General features: G+C 51.4%; 17 protein-coding genes. 9 read left to right on the top strand and 8 right to left on the bottom strand.

The annotated features are described in order from the left end of the window. Positions 1 to 198 precede the first annotated feature (198 nt). Entirely contained in the window at positions 199 to 798 is a 600-nt protein-coding gene (locus tag D9A02_RS11050; RefSeq protein WP_120501020.1) for a hypothetical protein, read from the bottom strand. 120 nt (positions 799 to 918) lie between these two features. On the opposite strand from D9A02_RS11050, the gene D9A02_RS19565 reads away from it, so the two are divergent. Then, complete coding sequence (locus tag D9A02_RS19565) at positions 919 to 1,167, top strand: hypothetical protein (protein ID WP_367946748.1); 249 nt, start codon at positions 919 to 921, stop codon at positions 1,165 to 1,167. Positions 1,168 to 1,290: 123 nt separating this feature from the next. On the opposite strand, the gene D9A02_RS11040 is transcribed toward D9A02_RS19565, so the two are convergent. After that, positions 1,291 to 2,262 carry a DUF808 domain-containing protein gene (locus D9A02_RS11040; RefSeq protein WP_120501018.1) on the bottom strand — a complete coding sequence of 324 codons (972 nt, stop codon included), beginning with the start codon at positions 2,260 to 2,262 and terminating at the stop codon, positions 1,291 to 1,293. A 210-nt stretch (positions 2,263 to 2,472) separates the two neighbouring features. Between D9A02_RS11040 and gap the strand changes: the two genes are divergently transcribed. Both gap and D9A02_RS19230 read left to right on the top strand, forming a co-directional pair. After that, positions 2,473 to 3,474, top strand: a complete 1,002-nt coding sequence (gene gap / locus D9A02_RS11035) for a type I glyceraldehyde-3-phosphate dehydrogenase (RefSeq protein WP_120501017.1) — start codon at positions 2,473 to 2,475, stop codon at positions 3,472 to 3,474. Between the two features lie 70 nt (positions 3,475 to 3,544). Beyond that, positions 3,545 to 3,688 carry a hypothetical protein gene (locus D9A02_RS19230; RefSeq protein ID WP_162933038.1) on the top strand — a complete coding sequence of 48 codons (144 nt, stop codon included), beginning with the start codon at positions 3,545 to 3,547 and terminating at the stop codon, positions 3,686 to 3,688. Positions 3,689 to 3,694: 6 nt separating this feature from the next. Here D9A02_RS19230 and coaD read toward each other — a convergent pair whose 3' ends face one another. The 3 genes from coaD to D9A02_RS11020 form a co-directional block, all read right to left on the bottom strand. Then, positions 3,695 to 4,186 (bottom strand): pantetheine-phosphate adenylyltransferase, encoded by a 492-nt coding sequence (gene coaD / locus D9A02_RS11030; RefSeq protein ID WP_120501016.1) that lies wholly within the window; start codon positions 4,184 to 4,186, stop codon positions 3,695 to 3,697. Between the two features lie 91 nt (positions 4,187 to 4,277). Beyond that, positions 4,278 to 4,712, bottom strand: a complete 435-nt coding sequence (locus D9A02_RS11025) for a CBS domain-containing protein (RefSeq protein ID WP_120501015.1) — start codon at positions 4,710 to 4,712, stop codon at positions 4,278 to 4,280. Between the two features lie 63 nt (positions 4,713 to 4,775). Next, complete coding sequence (locus D9A02_RS11020; RefSeq protein WP_120502491.1) at positions 4,776 to 5,675, bottom strand: LysR family transcriptional regulator; 900 nt, start codon at positions 5,673 to 5,675, stop codon at positions 4,776 to 4,778. Positions 5,676 to 5,775: 100 nt separating this feature from the next. Between D9A02_RS11020 and D9A02_RS11015 the strand changes: the two genes are divergently transcribed. Beyond that, positions 5,776 to 7,275 carry a CoA-acylating methylmalonate-semialdehyde dehydrogenase gene (locus tag D9A02_RS11015; RefSeq protein WP_120501014.1) on the top strand — a complete coding sequence of 500 codons (1,500 nt, stop codon included), beginning with the start codon at positions 5,776 to 5,778 and terminating at the stop codon, positions 7,273 to 7,275. 63 nt (positions 7,276 to 7,338) lie between these two features. Here D9A02_RS11015 and D9A02_RS11010 read toward each other — a convergent pair whose 3' ends face one another. Both D9A02_RS11010 and D9A02_RS11005 read right to left on the bottom strand, forming a co-directional pair. Next, a complete protein-coding gene (locus tag D9A02_RS11010) occupies positions 7,339 to 7,827 on the bottom strand; it encodes a VPLPA-CTERM sorting domain-containing protein (protein WP_120501013.1) in 489 nt (162 codons plus the stop codon). A gap of 562 nt (positions 7,828 to 8,389) precedes the next feature. Next, on the bottom strand, positions 8,390 to 9,079 hold the full coding sequence (locus tag D9A02_RS11005) for a VPLPA-CTERM sorting domain-containing protein (protein WP_120501012.1): 690 nt from the start codon (positions 9,077 to 9,079) through the stop codon (positions 8,390 to 8,392). Between the two features lie 260 nt (positions 9,080 to 9,339). On the opposite strand from D9A02_RS11005, the gene D9A02_RS11000 reads away from it, so the two are divergent. Both D9A02_RS11000 and D9A02_RS10995 read left to right on the top strand, forming a co-directional pair. Beyond that, complete coding sequence (locus D9A02_RS11000; protein WP_120501011.1) at positions 9,340 to 10,473, top strand: carboxylate-amine ligase; 1,134 nt, start codon at positions 9,340 to 9,342, stop codon at positions 10,471 to 10,473. A 128-nt stretch (positions 10,474 to 10,601) separates the two neighbouring features. Beyond that, positions 10,602 to 11,168: a L,D-transpeptidase gene (locus tag D9A02_RS10995; protein ID WP_120501010.1), complete on the top strand. Its 567-nt coding sequence runs from the start codon at positions 10,602 to 10,604 to the stop codon at positions 11,166 to 11,168. Between the two features lie 84 nt (positions 11,169 to 11,252). Here D9A02_RS10995 and D9A02_RS10990 read toward each other — a convergent pair whose 3' ends face one another. Beyond that, positions 11,253 to 11,531, bottom strand: coding sequence for a hypothetical protein (locus D9A02_RS10990; RefSeq protein ID WP_162933037.1), 279 nt, complete (start codon positions 11,529 to 11,531; stop codon positions 11,253 to 11,255). A 282-nt stretch (positions 11,532 to 11,813) separates the two neighbouring features. Here D9A02_RS10990 and D9A02_RS10985 point away from each other — a divergent pair, with 282 nt between their 5' ends. The 3 genes from D9A02_RS10985 to mmsB are packed head-to-tail and all read left to right on the top strand — an operon-like array spanning position 11,814 to position 14,874. Continuing rightward, complete coding sequence (locus D9A02_RS10985) at positions 11,814 to 12,956, top strand: acyl-CoA dehydrogenase family protein (protein WP_120501008.1); 1,143 nt, start codon at positions 11,814 to 11,816, stop codon at positions 12,954 to 12,956. Beyond that, positions 12,953 to 14,005: an enoyl-CoA hydratase/isomerase family protein gene (locus D9A02_RS10980; RefSeq protein WP_120501007.1), complete on the top strand. Its 1,053-nt coding sequence runs from the start codon at positions 12,953 to 12,955 to the stop codon at positions 14,003 to 14,005. The genes D9A02_RS10985 and D9A02_RS10980 overlap by 4 nt, the downstream gene beginning before the upstream one ends. Next, on the top strand, positions 14,002 to 14,874 hold the full coding sequence (mmsB, locus tag D9A02_RS10975) for a 3-hydroxyisobutyrate dehydrogenase (RefSeq protein ID WP_120501006.1): 873 nt from the start codon (positions 14,002 to 14,004) through the stop codon (positions 14,872 to 14,874). The genes D9A02_RS10980 and mmsB overlap by 4 nt, the downstream gene beginning before the upstream one ends. The last annotated feature ends 10 nt before the right edge of the window (positions 14,875 to 14,884 follow it).

Here is a 14,884-nt window from a genome sequence, read left to right as displayed (position 1 = left end):
TTAAAAACGGGGGGTTACCCCGTTCAAGGCTGTTAAGCTCTATTCCGTTTATATTTGCAGCCTGATTTAAGATATCGATCTGATCATTAGTCAGCGTATCTGACATAAACCCTCAGCCACTTTTGTGATGGAGTTGCTCTCACTCGCGCTCATAGCTACCTGTCCAGTTGTATTATTGTAATTGTTCTTGAGGTGTATCTACCCCATGCATTCCTTGAATACTTCGGTCTCTTCAACTTGTTGCATGCTTAAATACGGAAGATCGTTTTCCACGAAGCATCGTATCCTTGGTGATTCAAAATCAGGCCCATTTCGCCCTTTGTATTCTGCAATAAGATCGCCCCTGGGTAGAGTGCCAACTGGGTCAACAAAAAACATGAGGTATACCAGATATGCTTGTGCCCTAGCATTATCTTCAAAGCTATGGTGATACTCAAATAACTGTAGTATAAGTCTGTTTTTAAAATATTGGTAATCTTGACTATCAAGAGTACCTTCGCGACTTTCGATCAAAGCCTCTATAAGTTTGAATGTCGTATAATATCTGATAGCAAGATCGGCCTCATTCGCGACCCCTATCATTATTATTACATCAGCGCCTCGATCTTTACCTGTTATGATGCTTTCCGTGAGTCGCATTGTCACCCGGTATGCGCTGCAAAATCCCTCATCTTGCCACGCATTACAATCATTTATATCTGTTTCATCAGCCGCGTTAGCAACTTCGGATAAACCTAATATCAAAGAAAGTGATAACGCGGCTATTCCTGCGATGACCGTTTTTGAAACTGGTTTCATTTCTGTCCCGTCATTTGCAAAACGCTCACCATAGATAGCTTATGAGTTAGGATATGTATTTAAATCGTACTTTTTACTTATACTAAACCACTACCGACTGGCGTCGATAGGATTTTTGATATGCCGTTCCAGATACTGAAGTACGACGTTCTCAGTGATAGCACCGTTGGCGATCGAGAAATACCCTCGGCCCCAAAAGTGACGGCCCCAGAAATAACGCGTTACTCTGCCCGGCACCGCCGGGTCTCGCTTCAAATGCGCCAACGCTGGTGCCGCAATCCAGCCAACGCCACCGTATCCCTGCGCCCATCCCCGTGGGAATGGGATGGGCGCGCAAGACATATCGCCCACGTTACCCTATCATTCTGAAAATCCCGATAACGTATTCCCGTAGGGTGGGTGCGAACCCACCATTCCCCGGCCCAAACCCACAAACCCGAATTTGCGTACATAACCCACGTACAACCTGTACAGGCTGTACGCAAATTTGGTTCAATGTGCCGCCTTTTTCCCGCTCACCGCGCTCCACATCGGCACGATCACTTTTGTCACCACCGGGATCAGGGCAAAGCCAATCGCCAGCCCCAGCACGCCATCCATGGCCGCCTTGGCGAACCACTCGGTGAACCCCGTATAAGCTGCGGGCACCATGTGCCCAACCGCAGCGGCCCAGTCGTGAATGTGGTGCCCCAGCCAGCCATAGCCCATGACCTCAAGACTATGCACAATGATTGATCCGCCGACCCACAGCATTGCAGCCGTTCCAACAATCATAAGCAATTTCAAAAACTTGGGCATCACTCTTACAATGCCACGCCCCAAGGATTTGGTCAGGCCAAGTCGACCATTATTGGCCAGATACAACCCGACGTCATCGGCCTTCACGATCAGCGCGACTGATCCATAGACGATCACCGTGATCCCGATGGCCACCGCCGCCAGCACTGCAGTTTGCATCCAGATGTTGGTGGGTGGAATGGCTGAAAGCGTGATCGTCATGATCTCAGCTGACAAAATAAAGTCGGTTTTAATCGCACCTTTGGCTTTTTCCTCTTCCAAATGCGCGAGGTCGACTGTCTTATCCGATTGTTTTTCCTCATGTTTTTCGTGTGGAAAAAGCACATGCGCGATCTTTTCTGCCCCCTCAAAACACAGGTACGCCCCGCCCAAAAGCAGTAGTGGCGCAATCATCCAAGGGGCAAATTCTGACAGTAAAAGTGCAGCAGGTAAGAGGAATAAGAGCTTGTTTTTAAAAGATCCTTTGGTGATACGCCAAACAATCGGCAACTCTCGTTTCGGCGCAAATCCTTGCACATATTTCGGCGTCACCGCGGCATCATCAATCACCGCCCCAGCCGCCTTAGACCCCGCCTTCAAAGCCTGCGCCGCCACATCATCCACCGACGCCGCCGCCACCTTGGCAATCCCAGCCACATCATCCAACAAAGCCAGCAATCCGCTCATGGCTGTATCCTTAGTCCACTCATACGTTGCCTTAATGTGAAGCCTGAACGCACGGGGTGCAAGCGGTTCAACGGGGCACCATTGTCACAAACGGCATCATTTGTGATCAAAGTTATCGCTACCACTCAGAAAAATGGGCGTTTTACGCTTTCACCTAACCTGCAGCCCTTTTATACCGCAGCCAAACCGCCCGTTCAGGAGAAGACGCATATGACCATCAAAGTTGGCATCAACGGCTTTGGCCGCATCGGCCGCTGCACCCTCGCCCATATTGCAACCAGCGCCCGCGACGATATCGAAGTCGTCAAGGTCAACGCGACAGGCCCGCTTGAGACCGCAGCGCATCTGATTAAATATGACAGCGTCCATGGCCGTTTTCCAAACGAGATCACATTGGGCAAAGGCTCCATGGATTTGGGCAAAGGCCCGATGCAAATGTATTCTACCTACAACATGGATGAACTGGACTGGTCTGGCGTTGATGTGGTTTTGGAATGCACCGGCCAGTTCAACGATGGTGAAAAAGCCAAGAAACATCTGGAACGTGGCGCCAAAAAGGTATTGCTTTCTGCCCCCGGTAAAAACGTTGACCGTACCGTTGTGTTTGGCGTCAACGACAACGAAATGCTCGCCGGTGAGACCATGATCTCAAATGGGTCCTGCACCACCAACTGTTTGGCTCCAGTCGCCAAGGTCCTGCACGAAGGGATCGGCATTGAATCCGGCATCATGACTACAATCCACGCCTACACCGGCGACCAACCCACGCTGGACCGTCGCCACAAAGACCTGTACCGCGCGCGCGCTGCCGCAATGTCGATGATCCCAACCTCCACCGGTGCTGCCAAAGCTTTGGGTGAGGTTATGCCGGCGCTCAAAGGTAAGCTAGACGGCTCTGCCATTCGCGTTCCAACCGCCAATGTCTCTGCGGTTGACCTGACATTTGTTGCACAAAAAGACGTGACTGAAGCAGAAGTGAACACACTTGTTGCCGAAGCCGCAGCGGGCCCGCTCAAAGGTGTACTGGGCTACGATCCAGAGCCCAAAGTCAGCATCGACTTCAACCACACCGAAGAAAGTTCTGTCTTTGCGCCAGAGCAAACCAAAGTCATTGGCGGCCGTTTAGTGCGCATTCTGGCGTGGTATGATAATGAGTGGGGCTTCTCATGCCGGATGGCCGATGTGGCCGTCGCAATGGGAAAACTTGGTTAATAATCAAATTCTTGCACTTCAAGGTCCCGTCGGGCATACCCGATGGGACCTTTTCTTTTGGATAGTCCAAATGACCAACCACGTCGCCGTTGCTCTGATAAGCATTATCGTTATCGCTCTTGGCATTGATGCCATCGTGTTCGATTGGGCAAATACCGTTTTTCTCGGCAGTAAATTTATTGATCTGGTGGAATGGCTCGCCTTCTGGCGTTGATGCGGTTTAGATAAATCGCTCAATTAGCGCATCTTTGACCGGCGGCGTGACAAACTTGGAGATATCACCGCCAAGACGCGCGATTTCTTTGACTAATTTAGATGCAATCGCCTGATGTCCCGCGTCTGCCATCAAAAACACTGTCTCAACACTGCTATCCAGAACCCGGTTCATACCAACCATCTGGAACTCATATTCGAAATCAGCCACCGCCCGCAGGCCGCGAATGATCAAACCTGCATCTACATCGCGCGCGCAATCAATCAAAAGATTTTCAAACGGATGTGCGATAATTTCAGTGCCAGTCTGCACGCTGAGTTTAGCGCATTCTTCTTCGATCATCGCCACTCGTTCTTCGAGCGTAAAAAGCGGCCCCTTGTCACGATTGATCGCCACGCCGATAACCAGACGGTCCACCAAGGCAGAAGCTCGCCGTATGATATCTACATGCCCCAATGTAATCGGGTCAAAAGTACCAGGATAAAGGCCAATGCGCATTTTCTGTCTCCGTCTCACTTGCCGCTGACGCAACTATATTGCGCCACCAATTGCAAGACTTAGAACAGGCTGAGCGGATAATTTCGAGCCACTAGTGACCCATAATCATCCCTTGCAGAGCGTCTTTCTCCATCGCCAGTTCCTGCATGCGAGCTTTGACCACATCACCTATAGTGACAATACCAATCAGCTTACCATCTTCCACCACTGGCATGTGACGAAACCGGCCATCTGTCATTTTCTTCAAAACAACATCAGATGTATCCTGCCGGGTGCAGCAAACAGGATTGTGCGTCATCATCTGATCGACAGTTTCATTAAGGGTACTGGCCCCTCTGACCCCTAAAGAGCGGACGATATCGCGCTCTGACAGGATACCATCAGGCGTGTCACCACTGCTGGAAACCATCAACACACCAATGCGCCGTTCTGCAAGAATTTGCGCCGCTTCCGAAACCTTAGTCGCGGGCTTGACTGTAATGACCGCATTGTCGCCCTTTGTTCCAAGGATTTGTTGTACAAGCATGCGAGCCACCCCTTTGCGCAATTATATTTCTTAACAACAGGTTCCGGTATCATTGGGGCTCTGTCAAGTCTGAGCCTCCAACCGGGCCACCTCTTGCCGCATCCCATCGACCAGAGCAGAGGCAAATCGGTTTTGGCGTTCCAATCGCCTGTCATCTGCATGACGCACCAAATAGAAACTGCGTGTGATACTCACCTGCTCGGTCAAGATCTTCTTTAGTCCATCAAACCATGGCATTGCAAAATCATGCACTACCCCCAAACCGCACCCTTGCCTGACCCAATTGATTTGGACCGCAACAGAGTTTGACGCCAGATGCACACGTTCCAACCCAGTTGCACTGAGATAATCCAGCTCTTTGTCGAAAATCATGTCCTGAATATAGCCAATAATCCGGTGACCCTTGAGGTCTTCCAACGTCTTTATTGGGGGGTGCTGATTCAAATACTCCTCAGATGCGGCGAGATGTAACTTGTAATCCGCCACCCGCTGCACCGTTAACCTTCGTCCAGCAGTTGGTGGGCTGACAGCAACAACCATGTCCGCCTCGCGTCGGGTCAGGTTGAACACCCGTGGCAGGGCGACGATTTGAATTTCAAGATCAGGGTTGGCGCGGCCAATTTCAGCGCAGACCTTTGGCAGCAGGAAGTTTGCCGACCCATCTGGGGCGCCAATTCTGATTTGCCCCGTCAGCCCACCGGTTTTTCCGGCCATTTCTTCGGTTGCCTCGATCATCGCCTGCTCCATCCGCTCGGCGTGGCCCATCAGTCTTTGTCCGGAATCTGTCAGCGCATAACCTGTTGGAGATTTTGCAAAAAGCGGAGCATTCATATCATCTTCGAGCCGCGCAACTCTCCGCCCGACTGTGGCTGGGTCGATTTTCAACGCCCTGCCCGCCCGCGACAGGCTTTCACTGCGGGCCACCGCCAAAAAGATCTTCAGATCATCCCAATGTGCGTCCATTTTCAAGCCTTTGCATTTTTGCAGGGTGCTTTTGTCATATTGCCTGTTTTCCATATAAATTTGCAATGGTAGATACGGGCAAAGTTTAATGGAGGATCCCATGCAAGAGCTCACACACTTCCTGAATGGTCAGCAAACCAAAGGCACTTCGGGTCGTTTCGCCGACGTATTCAACCCAGCCACTGGCGAAGTTCAGTCGCAATGCCCTATGGCCAGCGTAGATGAAACCACCAAGGCCATCGAAGATGCCGCCGCCGCGCAACCCGCTTGGGGCCTACTGAACCCACAAAAACGCGCCCGTGTCATGATGGCCATGGTTGGCCTGATGAACCGCGACATGGACAAGCTGGCCGAGGCCTTGTCTCGCGAGCACGGCAAAACCATCCCAGATGCCAAAGGCGATCTGCAGCGCGGTCTTGAAGTGATCGAATACTGCATCGGCGCACCGCAGATGTTGAAGGGCGAATACACTGACAACGCAGGTCCCGCCATCGACATATACTCGATGAAACAGCCGCTTGGAGTTGTTGCGTCAATCATGCCCTTCAACTTTCCTGCGATGATGCCGCTGTGGCACGTTGGCCCGGCGCTGGCTTGCGGCAACGCGGTGGTTTTAAAACCATCCGAGCGTGACCCATCTGTGCCACTGATGCTGGCAGAACTGTTTGTCGAAGCGGGCCTGCCTGCTGGGCTATTCCAGGTCGTGAATGGCGACAAAGAGGCCGTTGATACGTTGCTGGATAGCGAAATCATCCAAGGTGTATCCTTCGTTGGGTCCACTCCGATCGCGCAATACATCTACTCCCGTGCCACCGCCAACGGCAAACGTGCACAGTGTTTTGGAGGCGCTAAAAACCACCTGATCATTATGCCTGACGCTGATTTGGATCAAGCCGCTGATGCGCTGATCGGTGCTGGTTTTGGCGCGGCAGGCGAACGCTGCATGGCGATCTCAGTTGCTGTTCCTGTTGGTGAAGAAACGGCTGACAAGTTGATCGAAAAGCTGGTTCCACGCATCGAAAAACTGCGCGTCGCACCATACACAGATGGTGACGATGTTGACTACGGTCCAGTTGTTACCCGCGAAGCCAAAGAGCGTATCATGGGCCTGATCCAAACGGGCGTTGATCAAGGCGCTGAGCTGGTTGTTGATAATCGCGACTTTTCGCTTCAAGGCTATGAAAATGGCTTCTTTGTTGGTCCACACCTGTTTGACCACGTCACGACCGATATGGACATCTACAAGACCGAGATCTTTGGCCCCGTCCTGTCCTGTGTCCGCGCAGGTTCTTACGAGGAAGCAATCGGCCTAGCGATGGACCACGAATACGGCAACGGCACTGCGATCTATACCCGCGATGGCGATACAGCACGTGACTTTGCCAGCCGGATCAACATCGGCATGGTCGGTATCAACGTGCCGATCCCTGTGCCGCTGGCCTATCACACGTTTGGTGGCTGGAAAAAGTCAATGTTCGGCGATCTGAACCAGCACGGCCCAGACTCGTTCAAGTTCTACACTCGAACCAAAACCGTGACGGCGCGCTGGCCCTCGGGCATCAAAGAAGGTGGCGAGTTCAACTTCAAAGCCATGGACTAAACATGGGCAAATAATAAAAAGGGCGGCCAATCGGCCGCCCTTTTTCATTTCAGGGTTCGTAGTTTATGACTTTTTACGGCGTATCGCACCAAGCCCCCCGAGCGCACCGATCAACAGCCATCCTGCCGCAGGCAATGGAACAACTGCGGGATCATAATGCACAGTCACAGTTTCTAGCTTCCATGAATCACCTGGTGTGCATCTTTTGTTCCACCAGTAGCGCCCAGTGCAGGTTTTGCCGCCAAATGCGCCAACAGCGAAAATATTGGTCAGCTCAGAGCCAAAACCAGTAAATGGGTTATTCTCCGTTACTTTAAACTCTTCGCTATAGGCGTCACCTACCCCAATTTTACCATCACCAGAAGCATCTGTCAGGACGCGAAAATCATCATAACCATCATAATATCCAAACGAGATATTTTTGATTTTCACCATCGCAGAAAACGTAATCTGGATGAAATCCTTGTATCCGGTTCCATCAACGGTATGGCTGTCGCGCCTGGAGTTCGACACCCCCGCGCCACCTCCGTAGCGCCCAATACGGCTATCCACAATCGACGCCGTTTGAATCGTGCCCGCCCCGATATTGTCACCAGAAACCGAGGAAAACGATTTACCATCAAACGTCGCGGTTACCCCCCCCCTCGGTCAAAGAGAACGAGGATGGCAGGCTATAATAGCTCCCATCTTTGCCCTGCAAATCAAAGGTTATGGTGGCCGCTTGTGCACCAACTGCGGCGCAACTTAAACCCACGATACTCGCTAACATTTTATAAACTCTAAAGTGTTTCATCTATTCACTCACCCAATTAGTACAAACCATGCCTCCCCAAAGGCACTGGGTAAGTATACCACAATCCCACCACCTACCTGACACATTGTGAACACATTGCGTAAAAGTTCGCACTCTTTCAGAGCCTTATTCCGCACAATACAACCAAAGAACGGCAATTTACTGCAAATCGGAAACGATCATTACCTATGGGTGCTTTCCACAATATTTAACACCTAAGAATTCCCTAAATACGTCAGGGAATTTAGAATCGCATCATTGCAATTAGCGGGCGAGTTCAACAACTCCCCGCTAAATCATAATCTAAAAAGTGAGCAGTTTTCAGCGCTTTCGGCGAAGCGCCGCCATTCCACCAAATGCACCCAATAACAGCCAGCCCGCGGCTGGCAGCGGAATAACTGCAGGTGGCGGGGTGTCGTCATACTCTACTGTAATCGACTTCAACTTCCACGAGTCGTAATCGCCGAAAGCTGCAACTGCAAAAACATTCGTAAGCAAGCCATTAAAACCGGTATACGGGCTGTTTTGGCTGACATTTACGTTGCTGCCATAGGCATCACCAACTCCGATCTCGCCATCTCCAGACGCATCCGTCAGAATCCGAAAGTTATCGTATCCATCGTAATATCCGAACGAGATTTCTTTGATCTCAACCATAGCTGAAAACGTGATCTCAACAAAATCATCCCATCCACGTCCGTCGACGGTATGGCTCCCGTCAGAAGAAGAGTTCACAACGCCTGCACCGCCGTAGTAACGGCCAATATGGCCATCTTGCACGGTGCCAGATGTCACAATACCGTTCGCCTGCGTCGCAGAACTGAAAGAACGCGCATCAAACGTTGCCGTTAATCCGCCCTGTGTCAGTGAAAACTCCGATGGCAAGCTGCTGAAACGTCCGCCATCATTTCCTTGCAAGTCAAAGCTGATTGTTGCCGCCTGTGCGCCCACTGCTGAGCAGGAAATTGCCACAGCACAGGCTGTAGTTTTAAACAAAGTCTTGAGATCCATTTTTTTACTCACTCTAAAACCAAATACAAAATCCCCGGAATGGTGACCGGAAATTGATAACGCCGCCTCAATAACGCATTAAACAGAAATTACCAGAAAAAATTCATGACCTAGCTGTTTAATAGGTCGAATGCTGCCGGAGTAAAAGCTAAGCGGCATGTTAACCTTGGCATTTTACTTGTTAGAATTTGCGTCCACTGCATTGACACACAGCCAACATGCGACTTTTCTGTAGCCATCTGAAGTTATCGAGAGTGCCCATGTCCGCCCTATCCCCTGATTTTACAATTGGAATCGAAGAAGAATATCTTTTAGTTGACCAGGATAGTCTGGCGCTCTCTGAAGCTCCAGCAGAAATGATGGACGCCTGCCAAAGTGAATTGCAAGACCAAGTAGCGCCAGAGTTCCTCAAATGTCAGATCGAGATCGGCACAAAGGTTTGCGCCAATGTTGCCGAGGCGCGAGAAGATCTCAAACGCTTACGCGCTTGTGTCTCAAAACACGCGGCACGCTTCAATCTGGCACCGATAGCGGCCTCTTGCCATCCATTTTCCGACTGGAGAGATCAAAGCCATACTGAAAAGGAGCGCTATAATGCGCTATCATCTGATCTAGCAGGCGTTGTTCGCCGCATGTTGATCTGCGGCATGCATGTGCACGTTGGGATTGAACGGCCCAATCAACGTATCGATCTGATGAATCAGCTTTGTTATTTTCTACCCCACCTGCTGGCGCTTAGCTGCTCTTCACCGTTTTGGCAGGGTCGCGACACTGGCCTCGATAGTTATCGGCTGACAGTGTTTGACAACCTGCCGCGCACCGGCTTGCCCCCACGTATGGACAGTTTTGGAGAGTTTGAACGTGCGGTCTCAGCACTCACAGACCTAGGTGTGATCGAAGACAGCTCGAAAATCTGGTGGGATCTACGACCCTCCTCCCGGTTCCCGACAATTGAATCCCGCATTTGCGATGTCCAGCCACGGTTGGAACACACGTTGACCCTTGCGGCTCTGACACAGGCTCTGACCCGAATGCTCTGGCGTTTGGCCACCAACAATCAACGTTGGCGCATCTATGACAACTTTCTGTTGTCAGAAAACCGCTGGCGTGCTCAACGCTATGCAACCCGCGAAGGTTTGATTGATTTTGGCCGCCACGAAATTGTGCCCATGTCCGAATTGGTCGAAGAGATGATCGGGTTAGTTCAGGAAGATGCCGCCTTTTTCTCCTCAGTTGATGAGGTCGAGCGTAGTCGTGAGGTCCTAAACAGCGGGACAAGTTCCGGTCGCCAAAGACAGGTTCATCAAGATGCCTTGGCCAACGGGCAGGATGAACATCAGGCGTTGCAATCAGTCGTACGCCACCTAGTCGAAGAATTTCACGCCGACCTGTAGCGTCAAAACGCAGTCACTTCTGCGTGAGGGGGCAAAATGTCACTCCTATTCCCCCTCGTTTTCATAGGGCTTATTCCCTAGATTGAGATCAGATAAGCACCGCATAAAACCCTGAGTAGAGATCCAATATGACTGACAACCGCCTAAACCGCCGCACCGCGATTGTGACCGGCCTTGCCGCTCTGGCGACGCCCAGCCTGATCAACGCTCAGGAGGCCCCGAAATCCACACGCCGTAATGCGTCTGCCTTCAAGACTCAACATTGGAGTGACCATTTCGACAGTCTTGGCAAAGGTTGCATCGTAGCTGACATCAGCAGTCGCGCCCTGCACTACTGGGATGCCGATGGCGAAACATACATCTTGTTCCCATCTTCAGTACCACAGACCGAAGACATGACAAAACGCGGCTATACTGAAGTTGTACGCAAGGCAGAACACCCAAGCTGGACACCAACCGCGTCGATGCGCGAACGTGATCCAGATCTGCCCCAACGGATCGAAGGTGGTGCCCCAGGCAATCCACTTGGCACACGGGCGATGTATCTGAGCTGGCCCGCCTACCTGATCCACGGCACCCATGACACGCGTAAAATCGGGCGCAAATCCTCAAGCGGCTGCATTGGCCTATACAACGAACATGTCGAAACCCTCTTCGACAAGGTTCCGGTCGGTACGCAAGTGCTATTGCTCTGACTTCGTCAGTAAACGCAGAGAATTCCCATATGATTGATAGGCTCCCAGGTGCCATTGCTTGTTACATTGGCTACCTGGAGTTTTTTATGATGCCCTGACTGGTTTTGAATCAATCATGCTTAACAACTGAGTATCTTGATATAACCTAATTGCGTTACTAAACACCTCGGTCGTCAGAGAAGAAGTTGGCTCTGACTTTTCAAGTCGATCCAGATCTTCGGCAACTATTTTAAATAGCGCAGGCGGCATATTCTTTATGACCAGATTTAGGGCTTGATTTAACCCTTCGTGCCCCTCATCAATGCCCTCTTGGAAAGACATGATTGGATCGTCTTTGGTTGATACAAACAGTAGTTCATTCATTGCCACACACTCTTTTACTAGGAACCCTTGGAACATTTTGGGTTCGAAACTCATTTAACAATTTCATCATTATTAATTAATTTGGCAAAACTTGGGCAATTATAACGATTTTCTAAATGACGTTAAGTCAACTCAGTAGCCGTTATCTACTCCTTTTCTATAACTTAGGTATTCCCCTCCACATCTGCCATTCATTTAAGTTTGCGCCTGTTGGGGTTGCCAAATTGGGAAAAGGCGCATTAATTAAACATACGTTCATTTTATACAGCAGGCGAGACCACAATGGATTTTGCTCTCAGCGAAGAACAAAAAGCTATATTTGACGTGGCTTTTGCCTTTGGGCAAGAAAACATTGCCCCCTTTGCACAAGATTGGGAACGGGAGGGCACTATCCCGAAAAAGCTTTGGCTTAAAATCGCGCAACTTGGATTTGGGGGGTTATACGTCTCTGAAGGCCACGGTGGCGCAGGCCTCAACCGGTTGGATGCCACCTTGGTGTTTGAGGCGCTATCGATGGCCTGCCCCTCTGTCGCTGCGTTTCTATCAATACACAATATGTGCGCCAAGATGATCGACAGCTATGCCACGCAGGGGCTAAAATCACGTATTCTGCCCGATGTTCTGGCGATGAAAACGGTGCTTTCCTACTGCCTGACCGAACCCGGCTCAGGGTCAGATGCAGCTGCACTCAGAACCAAAGCACAAGTCAGAGATAACAGCTACACAATATCCGGCAGCAAGGCTTTTATCTCAGGGGGGGGATATTCAGGCGGCTATGTTGTCATGGCCCGCACAGGGAATGACGGCCCGGCCGGTATATCAGCGCTTTATGTTGATGACGGCACCGAGGGACTTTCCTTCGGCGGGCTTGAAGACAAGATGGGCTGGCGCAGCCAACCCACACGGCAAGTCCAGTTTGACGGATGCCCTGTCACCGTTGAAAACCTGCTGGGGATCGAAGGACACGGCTTCAAATATGCCATGAAGGGGCTTGATGGAGGAAGGTTGAACATTGCTGCCTGTTCTCTTGGCGCTGCGCAACAAGGCTTGAACCAGACGCTGGCCTACATGGCAGAGCGCCGTGCCTTTGGCCGCAGCATCGATCAATTTCAAGCGCTTCAATTTCGGCTAGCTGATCTGGAAATAGAGCTGCAAGCCGCTCGGACCTTCCTGCATCAGGCTGCGTGGAAACTCGACACTGACGCGCCCGATGCGACCAAGTTCTGCGCCATGGCCAAGAAATTCGTGACCGAGACCGGGTCAAACACAGTCAATCAATGCTTACAACTGCATGGCGGTTACGGCTATCTGGCTGACTACGGCATCGAAAAACTGGTGCGAGACCTGCGCGTGCATGAGATACTCGAAGGGACAAACGAAATTATGCGCCTGATCGTGGCGCGAGACCTTTTGGGAAAACAATGAACGACATCCACATTCACACCCAAGGACACGCTGGCCGGATCACTCTTGATAGGCCACAGGCACTCAACGCTATCACATATGAAATGTGCCTGGAAATCGAGTTGGCGCTGATCAACTGGCTATCTGATGACAACATTAAACTAGTGATCATTGACGCCACAGGCGACAAAGCCTTTTGCGCAGGCGGCGACATTCAGGACCTCTACAAGGCTGGCTGCGCTGGCGACTTTGACTATGGGCAAACCTTCTGGCGTGATGAATATCGTTTGAATGCTCTGATTGCTGAATATCCCAAACCCTATGTCGCCTTTATGCAAGGATTCACTATGGGCGGCGGTGTTGGCATTTCCTGCCATGGCTCGCATCGCATCGTGTGCGAAAACAGCCAGATTGCCATGCCCGAGGTCAGCATTGGCCTTGTACCGGACGTCGGCGGTAGTTTGCTCTTGGCTCGCGCACCGGGGCGATTGGGCGAATATCTGGGAACCACCGCTGCCCGTATGCAGGCGGATTGCGCCATCTTTGCTGGCTTCGCAGACACGTATATCCCCCGCGCCCAATGGTCCGATTTGATCGAAACACTATGTGAAACAGGGAACGCCGCAGTTTTGGAGCAACACAGTAAGCCTGCCATCAGCGGCCCACTGCGCGAGCAGATCCCCCAGATTAACAGATTGTTCGGCGGTGAGGCCCTACGGGATATTAAGAATGCTCTGGTGGCAAAAAATTCTGAATTTTCCAACGAAACCCTCAAACAAATGGCGCGCAACTCTCCGTTAGCGATGGCAAGCGCAGTTGAACTGATTCACCGGGTGCGCGGCCCAAACGCCAACATCTACCATGCGCTTGAGATGGAATACCGCTTTACCTTCCGCGCACAGGAAAAAGGTGACTTCCTCGAAGGGGTCCGTGCCGCAGTGATCGACAAAGATCGCAGTCCTGAGTGGCTGCACAGCTTTGACAATCCCCCTGCCCTAGAGGTGTCGCAGATGCTGATGCCACTGGGGGAAAACGCCCTGACTTTTGAACAAAAGGACGCCACATCATGAAAATAGGTTTCATCGGCCTGGGAAATATGGGCGGCCCAATGGCCATCAATCTGGTCAAGGCCGGGCATGAGGTTAATGGTTTTGATACCGCGGAGGTCAGCCTCGACGGGATTAACATGGCAGACAGCGTTGCAGGCGCCGTTAAAGATGCTGAGGTTGTCATCACAATGCTGCCCAACGGCGCAATCCTGCGCGCGGTTGCTGATCAAATCCTTCCCAACATGGCTCGCGATGCTACGCTGATCGATTGTTCTACCGTGGATGTCGAAAGCGCCCGCGCGGTCGATGTACAGGCATCTGGCGCTGACCTTTTGTTTGTGGATGCGCCCGTATCGGGCGGTATTGGGGGCGCTTCAGCTGGCACGCTTACCTTTATGGCAGGCGGATCAGATGCCGCATTTGCCGTGGCAGAACCCCTGTTCGAGATCATGGGACAAAAAGCCGTGCATTGCGGGGCTGCTGGCGCAGGTCAAGCTGCCAAAATATGCAATAACATGATCCTTGGTGCCACCATGATCGCCACCTGCGAGGCCTTTGCATTGGCCGACAAGCTGGGATTAGATCGTGATAAAATGTTTGATGTGGTTTCAACCTCATCGGGCTACAGTTGGACCATGAACGCCTACTGCCCCGCCCCAGGCGTAGGCCCACAGTCACCAGCAGACAACGACTATCAACCGGGGTTTGCCTCTGAACTGATGCTTAAAGATCTCGGCCTCAGCCAGCAAGCTGCCAGCAGCGCCGATGCTGACACGCCGATGGGCCAACTGGCGCTGGAACTCTACAAACGATTTGTCGAAGACGAAGATGGTTTGGGCAAGGATTTCTCCGCCATGCTGCCCCGATTTGAAAAACGTGGGCGTGAATGAATAACCATCT

The organism is Roseovarius sp. EL26, assembly GCF_900327775.1.
Classification (GTDB): Bacteria; Pseudomonadota; Alphaproteobacteria; order Rhodobacterales; family Rhodobacteraceae; genus Roseovarius.
This window is presented reverse-complemented; position numbering and strand designations above follow the sequence as displayed.